Below are 14,317 nucleotides of genomic sequence, written 5' to 3'. Positions count from 1 at the left end.
TGTGATGGAAATTAACCCTATTTTAAATACAATTAAAGATTTAACAGAACGCACCGAAGCTATTCGGGGGTATCTTTGACTACGATCTTAAAAAAGATCGCTTAATTGAAGTCACCAGAGAATTAGAAGACCCTGCCATTTGGAATAATCCTGAACAGGCACAAGGTTTAGGTAAAGAGCGTTCACAATTAGAGCAAGTCGTAGCTACCATAGATGAAATGACTAATGGTCTAGCCGATGCCAAAGACCTATTAGAAATGGCTGTGGAAGAAGATGATGAAGCAGCGGTTGCAGATATAGAAAAAGAAGTAAATCGCTTAAATAGTGTTATGGAAGCACTTGAGTTTCGCCGTATGTTTAGTGGTGAAATGGATGCTAATAATGCTTATCTGGATATTCAATCAGGTTCAGGCGGTACTGAAGCGCAAGACTGGGCCAATATGCTATTACGTATGTACCTACGTTGGGCTGATAGTCATGGCTTTAAGGCTCAAATTGTTGAACTATCGGCAGGTGAAGTGGCTGGTATTAAATCTGCCACCATTCATATTGAAGGTGAATATGTATTTGGTTGGTTACGCACAGAAATAGGTGTACATCGTCTCGTAAGAAAAAGCCCTTTTGACTCTGGTAATCGTCGTCATACCTCTTTTGCAGCCGTATTCGTTTCACCTGAAATTGATGATAACATCGAAATTGATATTAATCCTGCAGATTTACGAATTGATACTTACCGTTCCTCTGGTGCAGGCGGACAGCACGTTAATACCACCGACTCAGCGGTACGTATTACCCATCTTCCTACAAATACCGTAGTAAGCTGTCAAAACGAACGCTCGCAACATGCTAATAAAGACCATGCCATGAAAATGCTTCGTGCCAAGTTGTATGAACTTGAAATGCAAAAACGTAATGCTGCTGCACAAGCATTAGAAGATTCTAAATCCGATATTGGTTGGGGTAGTCAAATTCGCTCTTATGTACTTGACCAATCACGTATTAAAGATTTACGAACTGGTATTGAAAATACTAACTGTGATGCCGTACTAGACGGTGATTTAGACAAATTTATAGAAGCAAGTTTAAAACAAGGCCTCTAATTTAAGCGATATAAACGAGAAACAATATGACTGAACAGACCATACAACAGCAGGATGAAAACAAGCTGATCGCACAACGTAAAGAAAAATTAGCTGCTTTACGTGATAAGCATTCAGTTGCTTTCCCTAATGATTTTCGTCGTAATAGCTATATTACTGATCTATTAGCCTTTGGAGAAGGTAAAGATAAGGAAACATTAGAAGCTGATAAAAAACAGATCAAAATCGCTGGTCGTTTAATGTTAAATCGCGGTGCTTTTTTAGTGGTACAGGATATGACCAGTCGTATTCAACTGTACGTTGACCGTAAAAATTTACCAGAACAAACCCTTGCAGATATTAAAACGTGGGATCTTGGAGATATTATTGGTGCACAAGGTTATCTATCTCGCTCCAATAAAGGTGATTTATTTATTCATTTGCAAGATGTTCGTCTATTAACCAAATCATTACGCCCATTACCTGATAAACATCATGGTTTAACCGATACAGAAATGCGCTATCGGCAACGTTATGTAGATCTAATTGTTAATGACGAAGTACGTAATGTTTTTAAAACACGCTCAAAAATTATTAGTCATATTCGTAAGTTTTTAATAGACCGTGATTTTATCGAAGTAGAAACACCAATGTTGCAAACCATTCCAGGTGGTGCAGCAGCTAAACCTTTCCAAACACATCATAATGCCTTAGCTATGGACATGTTCTTACGTATAGCGCCAGAGTTATATCTAAAGCGTCTAGTAGTAGGTGGCTTTGAGAAGGTATTTGAAATTAACCGTAACTTCCGCAATGAAGGAGTTTCTACTCGTCATAATCCAGAATTTACCATGATTGAATGGTATCAAGCTTACGCTGACTATGAAGACAATATGGATTTAACAGAAGAGTTATTCAGTGAACTTGCTTTATTAGTATTAGGTAGCACAGATGTGCCTTACCAAGGTAAAGTATTCCATTTTGGCGAACCATTCGCTCGTTTATCTGTGTTTGACTCGATCTTAAAATATAATCCAGAAATTACCACTGACGATCTAAAAGATATTGAAAAAGCACGTGCTATTGCGAAAAAAGCAGGCGCCGATGTTAAAGGTTATGAAGGTTTAGGTAAACTACAAACAATGATTTTTGAAGAGTTAGTAGAACATAAACTTGAACAACCTACCTTTATTACCCAATATCCATTTGAAGTATCACCTTTAGCCCGTCGTAATGATGAAGATCCTAGTGTTACAGATCGCTTTGAATTATTTATTGGTGGCCGTGAAATTGCAAATGCTTACTCTGAGCTTAATGACGCTGAAGACCAAGCAGAACGCTTTATGCAACAAGTAAAAGATAAAGATGCAGGCGATGATGAAGCCATGCATTATGATGCTGATTTTGTTAATGCGTTAGAATATGGTATGCCACCAACCACAGGGGAAGGTATAGGTATTGATCGACTTGTAATGCTATTAACTGATTCACCTTCTATCCGTGATGTGATTTTATTCCCACATATGCGTCCTTTAGATAAATAATAAAAATCCAACAATGGGCTAATATCATCCTAGCCCATTGTTGCTAAAATACTTTTTACAAACTCTTGTTATTAACAACTTATCTTGAGACAACACAATGAATAACTACAAGATTTTCAAAAATTCTTTAGGCATTTATGAAGCTGTTAAACAAGGTTGGTCCTGGCCTGCATTTTTCTTTGGTATTATTTGGACATTTGTCAAAAGAATATGGTGGCTTGGTTTTGGTCTTTTTATTATTTCAATTCTGCTACAAACTATTGTAGGTGCTGCTGTGAAAGACATGCCTATCGAAGAAGCAATACCTATTATTAATGGTATTGGCTCAGTCTTCGGTATCGTTGTATGCTTTTTATTAGGAATGTATGGCAACAGCTTAAGAGAAAAAAACTTAATCAGTAGAGGCTATACGCAAGTAGCAATAATTACAGCAGAAAGTCCACAACAAGCTATTACTCAATTTCTTGAAGGTGACAATTCTCAATTACTTATGTAATGCATAACTTTGTTCAGCTTCGCTACTATAAACAATAATTATTTGCTCACTTGTTAACGAATGCTACTTATCAAAAATCAATCATATTTTGCTTATCTATACTCGTCCTAAAAATATTTCTTTTTATTAAACAATAGTATTGGTTTACAATTAATTATTGTCAGCAATGTATATAATAATTAATTTGAACCAATCATAGACTGGTTTACTCATCAGTTAACACTAGGCCGTCATTTTTTTATAAATAAATTAATGCTTTTGTCACACTTAGAAATGAGTGAATGCTATTTTTATAGATTAGGTATAAGGATTATTTTTATGAAGACAATAAGTACTGTCATTACTGCAATATTATTAACCATACCCACTATACCACTTGCTCAAGATTACTCTACATCCAGTAAAGAAATCAGCAACAATACTACCTATCACTTAAACGCTGGGGTTGCAGTTGGGGCGACAGATGCTGGGGATATGACTTATCGTTTTGCTATTGCTGCTCCGTGGAATGTAAATTGGCTTAACTCTACAGTAGGTTATGTATCAGGCTATTGGGATTTTGGCTATACTTATTGGGAAGGTGGAGATGCAGCGGCTGGCAACCACTCTCTTGCGGTTGCTCCTGTATTTACTTACAACTTTAATACAAATAGTCAAATAAAGCCCTATATTGAAGTGGCAATAGGGGTGGCTGCTTTTTCAAGAACGCGCGTTTCTAATAAAAAACTTGGCTCAGCCTTTAATTTTGAAGACCGTTTAGGATTAGGGATCACCTTCTTAGAAAGACAAAAACTAGGTGTACGGGTTATGCACTACTCCAATGGAGGCATCAAAAAACCTAACCAGGGTGTCAATAATTACTCTTTATTTTATAGTTATGCTTTTTAATTCTATATTTTAGTTAATTAGGATAAATATATCCTAATTAACTAACTGTAATCTTACAACTTAACTGTTTAGCAGGCGCTTGCTCTTTCTCCCAAGGTCGATGATAAATTAAATCTAACTGATCACTTCCTGTCGCTTCGGCTCTAAAAATCCATAAAGATTGCCCATCCATCCCTACTCGTGGCTCACCATTCATTTTATCTTGCTGATAATTATCCGCCTCAACCACCCTTAGAAAATCGGGATGCTTTACCATTGACCAGCGATAGCCTGTGGATGGATTACTCGGTAAGTTAACCACTAATTCTTGATTAACAGCTAATTTAATCGTTTGACAAGCAAACTGATCCATTACCACCAGAGGAGCAATTGTTTTACTCGCACAACTAACCAATAAGATACTAGCTGCAATAACAACAAAGACTCTCACTAATATATTGCTTCTTCCTCTACAACTTAGCAAAACCATCTCTAATCTCTTGTTCAGGCAAATTTAAACCAATAAAAACTAATACACTTTCGCGTTCTTCATCTGCTTGCCAATCTCTATCCCAATCAGCACTGTACAACTTATGCACACCTTGAAATAACAGCCGACCTGACTCATTAGCAATGAATAATATACCTTTATAACGTAAAATCTGATCACCGTAGGTAGTTAATAAATTATCCATAAAATCAGATACCGCACTTAACTCCAAAGGTTTTTCTAAACGAATAACCATTGATTGAACACACGTCGCTTGCTGATTAGACATTACTGGGCTAAATACAGGTGAAGCAATAGTTAACTGATCATTTAAAATAAAACCTTCAATATTAAATAATACCGTTAAATCAATTTGACCATGAATAACCTTATAAATTGGCGCTCTTACATTAATTTTTCGTAATCTTTGCTCTAAAAGATCATTATCAGAATGAATATCTGTTTTTGTGATTAAAATACGATCTGCATAACCTACTTGAGCTTGTGCTATAGCAAATTGATCTAACTGTTGCATAGCATGCACTGCATCAACTAAAGTAATAACGCCATCTAATAAATAACGTTCACCCAATACTTCTGAAGAGAAAAAGGTTTGTATAATGGGGCCAGGGTCAGCCATGCCTGTACATTCGATAATAAGATGATCAAATTCTAATAACCCATCATCCACTGCATCTAGTAAATCATATAAGGCATCAGATAATTCATTTTGACTACTACAACAAATACAACCATTACTAAGCGTGGTAATCTGCGTAGCCCTATCACCTAATAACGTGTTATCGATGGCTACTTCACCGAATTCATTTTCAATAACAGCTATTTTATAACCATGTTGTTCTTGTAAAATATGCTGCAATAATGTAGTTTTTCCAGCACCTAAAAAGCCTGAGAGAATTGTAGCTGGAATAACTGACATAAAAATTCCTTAATCACTTAATAGTTATTTTCATAGTTTTTTAGATAAGGCAAATGGCTGAAAATAGTACAAGTAGTCTGTATAGCAAAGCTATTTAACAAAGTATAAAAACTAGCGAATAGCTATATATTAATCAACAACAACGAAAACCACCCTTACCTCTACCACCATAACGTGCTTCCTGACGCTCACGAAAAAACTCTTCATAAGTCATTACAGGCTTATCTGGATGGTTATTTTTCATATGAGCAACATAATTATCATAGTCAGGCATGCCCACAAGCATTTTTGCCGCCTGACCTAAATATTTACCTGCTTTACCTAAATTACCAAACATGACACGTTATCTCCAGAAGATCCAGCACTATCAAAATAATGCTGGATTTCTTTATTACTTAGTGAGTAAGCGATGTTTTAACACCACCCTCTGGCAATGGTTGATAAGGTGTTTCCTTATCTGTACGTTGAGGATTTTTAGCGGCTTTAAAGGCTGTTTTAAAGCCAAAGAATAAAATACTGGCAACCACTAATAAGAATAAAATACTTAGGCCCGTATTCGTATAGTTATTAATAACCACATTCTGCATATCATGCAATGATTTTGCTGGCGCTAAAACCTGACCTGCATTTAATGCTTCTTGGTATTTTACTGCTTGCGCATAGAAACCCATTGGAGCATCAGCGAATAACTTGATAAAACTTGCATAAGTAGTACAGATTAATAACCAAACAGCAGGTAAACCTGTAACCCATATATATTTAGTTTGTTTCTTCTTCACTAAAATAGTGGTCGCAAGAATTAACGCAACCGCAGCTAGCATTTGGTTTGACGTACCAAATAATGGCCATAGGGTATTTACGCCGCCTAATGGATCTACTACACCTTGATACAGCAGATAGCCCCATAATGCTACGCAACCACCTGTACCAATAATATTAGCACCCCATGATTCCGTTTTCTTAAGTACAGGAATAAAGTTACCTAATAAATCCTGTAACATAAAGCGACCTGCACGAGTACCTGCATCCACTGCGGTTAAAATAAACAGCGCTTCAAATAAAATAGCAAAGTGATACCAAAATGCCATCATATCCTCACCAGGCAGTACTTGATGAAGAATTTGTGCGATTCCCACAGCCAAAGTAGGAGCACCACCAGCACGATGTAAAATAGTATTTTCACCAATATCTTTTGCTGTTTGAGTTAAGGTAGCGGGATCAACTATAAAACCCCAACTACTAATAGTAGCTGCTACAGCTTCGGGTGTATTACCCACTATAGCGGGTGCACTATTCATCGCAAAATAAACACCAGGATCGATAATAGATGCAGCCACTAATGCCATAATAGCTACAAAAGACTCCATTAACATACCACCATAACCAATATAACGAGCATCTTTTTCATTGGCTAATAGCTTTGGAGTAGTGCCTGAAGAGATAAGCGCATGGAAACCAGATACCGCACCACAAGCAATAGTAATAAATAAGAATGGGAACAAGTGGCCTGACCATACTGGACCTTTACCCGTTGAGGCAAACTCAGTTACTGCTGGCATTTTTAATTCTGGATTAAGAATCATAATACCTATTGCTAGCCCGACTATAGTACCAATTTTTAAGAAAGTAGATAAATAATCACGAGGTGCTAATAACAGCCATACAGGTAACATAGCCGCTACAAAACCATAACCAATAAGCATAAAAGTAACGGTTTTATGGTCAAAGTCAAAGACCTGACTCCAATAAGGATCTGCAGCAATAACGCCGCCATACCAGATAGAAAGCAATAATAAGATTAAGCCAATAATGGAAATCTCACCAATACGTCCTGGGCGTATATAACGCATGTATACACCCATAAAAATGGCGGTTGGTATTGTAGCCATAACCGTAAACACACCCCAAGGGCTATGGGCTAAAGCATTGACCACAATAAGAGATAATACTGCCAAAATAATAATCATAATTAGGAAACAACCAAATAAGGCAATGGTACCTGCCACAGGCCCCATTTCCTCTTTAACCATTTCACCTAAGGAACTACCATTACGGCGAGTAGATAAGAACAACACCATAAAGTCTTGCACTGCACCTGCTAATACCACACCAGCAATTAACCATAAAGTGCCAGGCAAATAACCCATTTGCGCTGCCAAAACTGGTCCTACTAAAGGGCCAGCTCCTGCAATTGCAGCAAAATGATGGCCAAACAAAACATGTTTATTGGTAGGAACATAATCTAAACCATCATTACGCAGCACGGCTGGTGTTGCACGGGTTGCATCTAACTGCATTACTCGAGTAGCAATAAAAAGACTATAGTATCGATAAGCGACAAGATAAACAGACACTGCTGCCACTACAATCCATAATGCACTAATAGGTTCCCCTCGCCTTAATGCAATAACCCCTAAACAGCAAGCACCAGCAACAGCTAATATTAGCCATGGGATTTGACAAAGCACTTTATTACTTTTCATATAAAACCCTTATTGATTATATAAGTAACAATAATATAACTAATATAACATACTGTTACAAAAATGAAGACTTATCTAAGCATGATTAAGGCTCAATTGAGTATTAGCCACAAGTAGTAGTTTTTATATTTTTATTGTTAAAGATTTGCATCACTTATAATTTTTTTTGTATAAATGATGCAAAACAACGTATAACGAAGCTTAACTATTTATCGTTATTTTTTCTTTTTAACATATAACACAAGATTATGATCTACGAGATCAAATCCATGACGCTCAGCAATTTTATGCTGTAATTCCTCAATTTCTCTATCGATAAACTCTATTACCTCACCAGAGTCTACACATACCATATGATCATGGTGATCGCCATCGGCTAACTCAAATATTGCATGTCCACCATCAAAGTTATGTCGAACCACAAGCCCTGCAGATTCAAACTGCGTTAAAACCCGATAAACTGTAGCCAAACCTACATCTTCACCTGAATCCATTAAAGATTTATAAACATCTTCTGCACTCATATGACGGTTTTCTGCTGCATCTAAAAGCTGTAGAATTTTTACCCTTGGTAAGGTTACTTTCAAGCCAGCTTTTCTTAATTCATTATTTTCTACCATATGTTTTCTCACTTTAAGCTTCGCAATAGACCATAATAAAGGTATGATATTATAATTTTAACTAGACAGTATAATATTAGTGGAAGTCTGTTTCTAATGCAAAAGCCAAAATTTACCTTATTTAGCGGCATAATGATAGGCCTTTTAACACTTTCGGGATGTTTTCCTAGTGTTTATAAGATTGATATCCAACAAGGTAATATCATTACCCAAGATATGATCAACCAATTAAGGCCTGGAATGACACGCGCTCAAGTTAGATATTTAATGGGTAGCCCACTGATTACAGATCCATTTCACGCTAATCGTTGGGACTATATCTATAGCATTCAACCTGGCGGTGGCGCAATGCAACAAGAAAATGTGAGCCTAACATTTAATGCAGATAATCAATTAATTGGGCTTGCTGGTGACTTTTTACCTGGTATGACACGTGATGAAGAGATTTTAGGCGGAAAACCTACCATAGGCACATCGGGTAGTATATCTACAGATGGTTCAGGCTCATTAGAAGAGCAGATTCAACGTGAAGTAGATAGTACAGAAACAATGGATATACCTATTCCTGATACGTTATAGACTACTCATACACTAAGAAAAAAGCCTGACTTCTACTCAGGCTTTTTTATTGGCTGCTTTTTCTGCTCTTTTCCTACGTACTTCTTTAGGGTCTGCTTGCAAAGGACGATAAATTTCTATCCGATCACCATTCTGTAATATCTTTTGGTCAATCTCTAAGACTCTTTTACCAAAGATTCCTACTTTATTAGTTTGTAAGGCAAGTTCAGGATGTTGATGCAATATACCGCTTAACTCAATGCCTTGTTTTACGGTAGTACCCTCTGCTACAGAAATAGCCAATAATGTTTGCTTATCTGGTAAGGCATAAGCTACCTCTATTTTTATCAACTCAGCCATATAAATCCTTGGCACGCTGGCAGAATACATCAACCATTGTACCTGCTGCTTTATTGAATAAAGGGCCTAATGTAGCTTTAATCAGTACATTACTGTAATCAAAATCCATTATTAAATGTATTTTACAGGCTTCATCACTTAACTGATTGAAAGTCCATAAACCATGCAATTGCTTAAATGGTCCTTCCTGTAAATTCATTTCAATGGATGTATCCATCACAAGTGTATTCTTAGTAATAAAATACTGTTTAATTGGACCCATTGCTATTAATACCTTGGCTACCATTTCAGTATCAGAACTCGCTAATATCTCAGTTCCTGTACACCATGGTAAAAACTCAGGATATTTTGCAACATCATTTACTAATACAAACATCTGGTGTGCCGAATAAGGCAATAAGGCAGAACGCTCAACGTGTATTGTCATAACAACCTTAATTTAATAATTAATTCTTTTTACCTTTTAAATAAAGTTTTATTCCATATCCTACAGCTAGTATAACAATCCATACTGGAATCAATTCCACAGACAGCCTCATTCCCTCATCCATCGCTAAAATTACTAGCATTCCTGTTAAAAATATTAAGCAGATGATATTGCCTACAGGATAGAATAAAGCCTTAAACTTAGGTACAACTCCCTGTTTATTCTTATGACGTCTAAACATAATATGGGTAAAACTAATCATCGCCCAATTAATAACAAGAGCAGAAACCACTAAGGCTAATAATATAGAAAAAGCTTCTTTTGGCACATAATAATTTAGTATCACAGCAGTTAATGTTGCCAATCCTGATAAGATTACGGCAAATATGGGTGTACCACGGCGATTTGTGTACATTAATTGCTTAGGTGCATTTCCTTGCTCCGCTAAACCATATAGCATTCTACTATTACAATATAAACCACTGTTATACACAGATAATGCAGCAGTTAATACCACGAAATTAAGCACATGAGACACAATTGATTGGTCTAAATCATGGAACACAGTCACAAATGCACTTTCATTAGGATTGATTTGATTCCATGGATGTAAACAAAGTAATACCGTCAGTGCGCCAATATAAAAAATTAGTATTCGATAAATAACTTGATTAGTAGCCTTTGGAATAGTTTTTTCAGGCTGTTCAGCTTCTGCCGCGGTGATACCTATTAGCTCCAAACCACCAAATGAAAACATAATAATGGCTAGAGCAATAATCAATCCCTTTATACCATTAGGCATAAAACCTTGATGCGCCCATAAATTTGTAACTGATGCCTCTGGCCCAGCATTGCCAGAAAATAATAGATAACCACCAAAAACAATCATGGCAATAACAGCAATTACCTTAATAATCGCAAACCAGAATTCTACTTCGCCATAGATTTTTACTGCCATTAAATTAATAGCATTAATTAACACAAAACAGCTTAATACAGAGATCCAAGTGGGAACTTGTGGTAACCAATAATGAATATATTGAGCGGCTGCCGTTAACTCCGACATACTCACTAGAACATATAATAACCAGTAATTCCAGCCTGAAGCAAAACCAGCAAAAGGACTCCAATAACGATAGGCAAAATGGCTAAAAGAACCTGCAACTGGCTCCTCTACGGTCATTTCTGCTAACTGGCGCATAATCATAAAAGCAACGAAACCACCAATCGCATAGCCTAATAAAATAGCTGGACCTGCAATTGAAATTGCTTTAGATGAACCTAAAAATAGCCCTGTACCAATAGCGCCACCTAGTGCAATTAACTGAATATGCCTATTAGAGAGACCTCTTGATAGATGCCCAGAAGAGTCAATTCGGCTCACTAAGAACTCCTTGAAGTATAAATGTAACTAATTATTATAACTACAACTAATATAAATAGATTAAAATAAATAGTATAGATTTTATTTACTTAAAGTACCGCCAATGAATACTCATATAAAATTATTAGCTATACCTTTTCTAGCATGCCTATTAGTTGCTTGCTCGCCTGCTGAACCACCCGCTGAAACTTTTTTGGATAGTCAAAAACAAGCATTAGATAAAGCAAAGACAGTTGAACAAATTGGCCTAGATCACAAAAAAGATATTGATAATATTTTAAAAAAATCTGATCAAAACTAACGTTTCACTATTTACCTTTAATTTCTTTACCATCAACCGTACCGTGGGCTAAAGAAATCACATACTCTTGCCCATTCTTTTCTAAATGATAAAGACGTACAACTGTATAATTCCAATCTTTAGCAAACCAAATATAGCTTTGTCGTTTACTATTAGTATCTCTCACACGTTGCACTTTTACTGCAACTAACTTACCAACAGGTGTTTCAATGGTTTCCTCAGCTACCACTTTAAACTTGTAAGTATCAAGTTTATCATCCTCTATTACTCGATAGCTCATTTGCTTTTTACCATTAGCAATATCTATCTGTAGAGCTAACTGAGTAGATAACTGGTCTAACATACTGTATTTAAGATCAAAAAACATATCATCATCATGTTTTCTGTCCTTAAAATGTCCTTTAGCAAACATTTTTTTCCAATCAAAGCTCAAAGACACTTCTTTAGGCCTAATGCCAGACTGCTCAAATTTATAAAAAGAAGGCTGAATTGCACCATTTTTTAATACAAAACTACTATTTTCTACACGTTGCGCAATAGCCATTGATGCTTGGGTATGAAAGTGCCATTGATTAGCTTGTTTAGTTAAGCTATAAGTAGCTTGCCCATCAAAAGGTATTTTAGAAATTGTGGCACTATAAGTAGTTTCAAAAGGCTTTAATTGCCACGCATAGGTGGGAAATATAAAACTAACAGACAAAAATAAACTAACAATAGATGTTTTAATCATTTGATTCATAATAATACCCAGTCAAAGGCAAAGGTTGTGCATCTAGCATAGCTGCGTTATTAACCAATACTAAACGTTGTTCAGCAAACCATGTAATAGCGATGGGGTAAATTTTATGTTCTAACTGATGAACACGCTCTTCTAATTGTTTTAAATCGATGTTATCCGTAATAGCTGTTACACCTTGAATAATAACAGGCCCACCATCCAATACAGGCGTTACAAAGTGTACACTACAGCCATGTTGTTTATCACCAGCCAGTAATGCTCGTTGATGAGTATTTAGGCCAGGATATTTAGGCAATAAAGATGGATGAATATTAATAAGATGACCTAAATAATGATTTACAAAATCATCTGTTAAAATCCGCATAAAACCAGCCAGCACAACTAAATCTGGCTGATATTGATCTATCAACTTCATCAATGCCTGATCAAAAGACTGCCGATCTTGATATTGGCGATGATCAATGCAATGTGCCGTAATGCCCGCTTGTTGTGCTCTTACTAAACCGTAAGCCTCCGCTTTATTACTAATAACCGCTACAATCTCAGCAGGGCAATGCTGTGTATGAATACTATCAATAATAGCCTGTAAATTAGAACCATTACCTGATATAAGAACAACGATCTTGCAAGGCTTATTCATTAGTGTTGCTTTAAATTATTTAAAATCACATGTGGCTGCTCGACATCACTTTTTTCTATACGGCCAACAACCCAAGGCTTTTCACCTGACTCATGTAAATTATCAAGCACTAACTCTAAGTCTTGCTCAGCAACGCAAATCACAATACCCACACCACAATTAAGTACACGATGCATTTCAGTTTCATCTACATTCCCTTGCTGTTGTAGCCAGTCAAAAATAGCAGGACGATGCCAACTTGCCACATCTATTTGAGCCACGGTATTGTCAGGTAAAACTCGAGGGATATTTTCTAGCAATCCACCCCCAGTGATATGGGCAATAGCCTTTACTACAGGTGCATGACGAATTAACTCAAGCAATGCTTTAACATAAATACGCGTAGGCGCCATTAACAAACTAGCTAAAGACTTGCCTCCTAACTCAGTATTTTGAATATCAACACCACTCACTTCAATAATTTTACGAATTAAAGAGTAACCATTAGAGTGAGGACCAGAAGAAGGCAGAGCAACCAATACATCACCAGCAGCTACTGTTGAACCATCAATAATTTTTGATTTTTCTACTACGCCTACACAAAAGCCAGCTAAATCGTAATCATCCCCTTCATACATACCAGGCATTTCCGCTGTTTCGCCACCCACTAATGCACAGCCAGCCATTTCACAACCCTTACCAATGCCTGTTACTACATCAGCAGCAGTATCTACATTCAATTTACCTGTAGCATAATAATCTAAGAAAAATAATGGCTCCGCACCACAGACTACAAGATCATTAACACACATCGCTACTAAATCAATGCCGATAGTGTCGTGCAACCCTAATTGCATAGCTAAGCGTAATTTAGTTCCAACACCATCAGTACCAGATACCAATACTGGTTGCTCATACCCCTTTGGTATTTCACACAACGCGCCAAAACCACCTAAACCACCTAACACTTCTGGTCTAGCAGTACGTCTAGCCACTCCCTTAATACGCTCAACAAGGGCTTCGCCTGCATTGATGTCTACACCAGCATCTTTATAACTGAGGGAGGGTTGCTTATTAGTCATATTTGTTAACCTATCGATCACAGGGCTGCTTAAAAAGAGCCTATTGTACGTGAATTTTGTACCAATCAAAAAAATATTTAATGAAATTTTAGATTAAAAATCTTCTTTTACTTCTCTTTGAAAATATCTTAAGAATAATTTTATCAAACCTATCAAAAATAAACTAATTTATTAAATATATCACCTAAGCATACCCTGCAAACTAACGGATACAGCTTGATAATAAAGCACTAATTACAATGACTACTTTCTTAATACAATACAGTTAGGTTATTATGCACAGCGAAATTTTATAATTTTCTTGTATACAAACTTAAAACAACTTTAT

Annotated in this window: 17 protein-coding genes; 6 read left to right on the top strand and 11 right to left on the bottom strand. The window is 36.4% G+C overall.

From position 1 onward, the window contains the following. Positions 1-4 precede the first annotated feature (4 nt). From prfB to JHT90_RS00730, 4 genes are all read left to right on the top strand, one after another. A protein-coding gene (prfB, locus tag JHT90_RS00745; RefSeq protein ID WP_201092910.1) for a peptide chain release factor 2 occupies positions 5-1,100 on the top strand; the annotation gives its coding sequence in 2 pieces (ribosomal slippage) (positions 5-76 and positions 78-1,100; 1,095 coding nt in all). Between the two features lie 26 nt (positions 1,101-1,126). Next, entirely contained in the window at positions 1,127-2,623 is a 1,497-nt protein-coding gene (gene lysS / locus JHT90_RS00740) for a lysine--tRNA ligase (protein WP_201092908.1), read from the top strand. A 97-nt stretch (positions 2,624-2,720) separates the two neighbouring features. Then, complete coding sequence (locus JHT90_RS00735) at positions 2,721-3,119, top strand: DUF2628 domain-containing protein (RefSeq protein WP_201092906.1); 399 nt, start codon at positions 2,721-2,723, stop codon at positions 3,117-3,119. 318 nt (positions 3,120-3,437) lie between these two features. Continuing rightward, positions 3,438-4,007: an acyloxyacyl hydrolase gene (locus JHT90_RS00730; RefSeq protein WP_201092904.1), complete on the top strand. Its 570-nt coding sequence runs from the start codon at positions 3,438-3,440 to the stop codon at positions 4,005-4,007. A gap of 37 nt (positions 4,008-4,044) precedes the next feature. On the opposite strand, the gene JHT90_RS00725 is transcribed toward JHT90_RS00730, so the two are convergent. The 5 genes from JHT90_RS00725 to fur all read right to left on the bottom strand — a co-directional run bounded on the left by JHT90_RS00725 (position 4,045) and on the right by fur (position 8,519). Continuing rightward, on the bottom strand, positions 4,045-4,437 hold the full coding sequence (locus JHT90_RS00725; protein ID WP_201092903.1) for a protease inhibitor I42 family protein: 393 nt from the start codon (positions 4,435-4,437) through the stop codon (positions 4,045-4,047). A 19-nt stretch (positions 4,438-4,456) separates the two neighbouring features. After that, entirely contained in the window at positions 4,457-5,416 is a 960-nt protein-coding gene (gene yjiA / locus JHT90_RS00720) for a GTPase (RefSeq protein WP_201092901.1), read from the bottom strand. Between the two features lie 133 nt (positions 5,417-5,549). Then, positions 5,550-5,753 carry a YbdD/YjiX family protein gene (locus tag JHT90_RS00715; protein ID WP_201092899.1) on the bottom strand — a complete coding sequence of 68 codons (204 nt, stop codon included), beginning with the start codon at positions 5,751-5,753 and terminating at the stop codon, positions 5,550-5,552. 58 nt (positions 5,754-5,811) lie between these two features. Next, positions 5,812-7,899: a carbon starvation CstA family protein gene (locus JHT90_RS00710; RefSeq protein WP_201092897.1), complete on the bottom strand. Its 2,088-nt coding sequence runs from the start codon at positions 7,897-7,899 to the stop codon at positions 5,812-5,814. Between the two features lie 215 nt (positions 7,900-8,114). After that, a complete protein-coding gene (fur, locus tag JHT90_RS00705; protein ID WP_201095700.1) occupies positions 8,115-8,519 on the bottom strand; it encodes a ferric iron uptake transcriptional regulator in 405 nt (134 codons plus the stop codon). A gap of 96 nt (positions 8,520-8,615) precedes the next feature. Between fur and JHT90_RS00700 the strand changes: the two genes are divergently transcribed. Continuing rightward, positions 8,616-9,098, top strand: a complete 483-nt coding sequence (locus JHT90_RS00700; protein ID WP_201092896.1) for an outer membrane protein assembly factor BamE — start codon at positions 8,616-8,618, stop codon at positions 9,096-9,098. Positions 9,099-9,134: 36 nt separating this feature from the next. On the opposite strand, the gene JHT90_RS00695 is transcribed toward JHT90_RS00700, so the two are convergent. The 3 genes from JHT90_RS00695 to JHT90_RS00685 are packed head-to-tail and all read right to left on the bottom strand — an operon-like array spanning position 9,135 to position 11,248. Beyond that, complete coding sequence (locus JHT90_RS00695) at positions 9,135-9,437, bottom strand: RnfH family protein (protein ID WP_201092894.1); 303 nt, start codon at positions 9,435-9,437, stop codon at positions 9,135-9,137. After that, positions 9,430-9,864: a type II toxin-antitoxin system RatA family toxin gene (locus JHT90_RS00690; protein WP_201092892.1), complete on the bottom strand. Its 435-nt coding sequence runs from the start codon at positions 9,862-9,864 to the stop codon at positions 9,430-9,432. Before JHT90_RS00690 ends, JHT90_RS00695 begins: the two co-directional genes overlap by 8 nt. A gap of 19 nt (positions 9,865-9,883) precedes the next feature. Next, positions 9,884-11,248, bottom strand: a complete 1,365-nt coding sequence (locus JHT90_RS00685; protein ID WP_201092890.1) for an amino acid permease — start codon at positions 11,246-11,248, stop codon at positions 9,884-9,886. 103 nt (positions 11,249-11,351) lie between these two features. On the opposite strand from JHT90_RS00685, the gene JHT90_RS00680 reads away from it, so the two are divergent. Continuing rightward, complete coding sequence (locus tag JHT90_RS00680) at positions 11,352-11,549, top strand: hypothetical protein (RefSeq protein WP_201092888.1); 198 nt, start codon at positions 11,352-11,354, stop codon at positions 11,547-11,549. Between the two features lie 7 nt (positions 11,550-11,556). On the opposite strand, the gene JHT90_RS00675 is transcribed toward JHT90_RS00680, so the two are convergent. From JHT90_RS00675 to purM, 3 genes are read right to left on the bottom strand one after another with little or no spacing between them, the layout of a single operon-like run. Beyond that, positions 11,557-12,288 (bottom strand): DUF3108 domain-containing protein, encoded by a 732-nt coding sequence (locus JHT90_RS00675; protein ID WP_201092886.1) that lies wholly within the window; start codon positions 12,286-12,288, stop codon positions 11,557-11,559. Beyond that, the gene (gene purN, locus JHT90_RS00670; protein WP_201092885.1) at positions 12,272-12,928 is read right to left on the bottom strand and encodes a phosphoribosylglycinamide formyltransferase; all 657 of its coding nucleotides are present in this window, start codon (positions 12,926-12,928) and stop codon (positions 12,272-12,274) included. Before purN ends, JHT90_RS00675 begins: the two co-directional genes overlap by 17 nt. Next, positions 12,928-13,989 carry a phosphoribosylformylglycinamidine cyclo-ligase gene (gene purM / locus JHT90_RS00665; protein ID WP_201092883.1) on the bottom strand — a complete coding sequence of 354 codons (1,062 nt, stop codon included), beginning with the start codon at positions 13,987-13,989 and terminating at the stop codon, positions 12,928-12,930. Before purM ends, purN begins: the two co-directional genes overlap by 1 nt. Positions 13,990-14,317: the final 328 nt, after the last annotated feature.

The sequence above is a fragment of the Entomomonas asaccharolytica genome (genome assembly GCF_016653615.1).
GTDB lineage: Bacteria > Pseudomonadota > Gammaproteobacteria > Pseudomonadales > Pseudomonadaceae > Entomomonas > Entomomonas asaccharolytica.
Note: the sequence above shows the minus strand (reverse complement) of the source record. Positions and strands in the feature narration are given on the sequence as shown.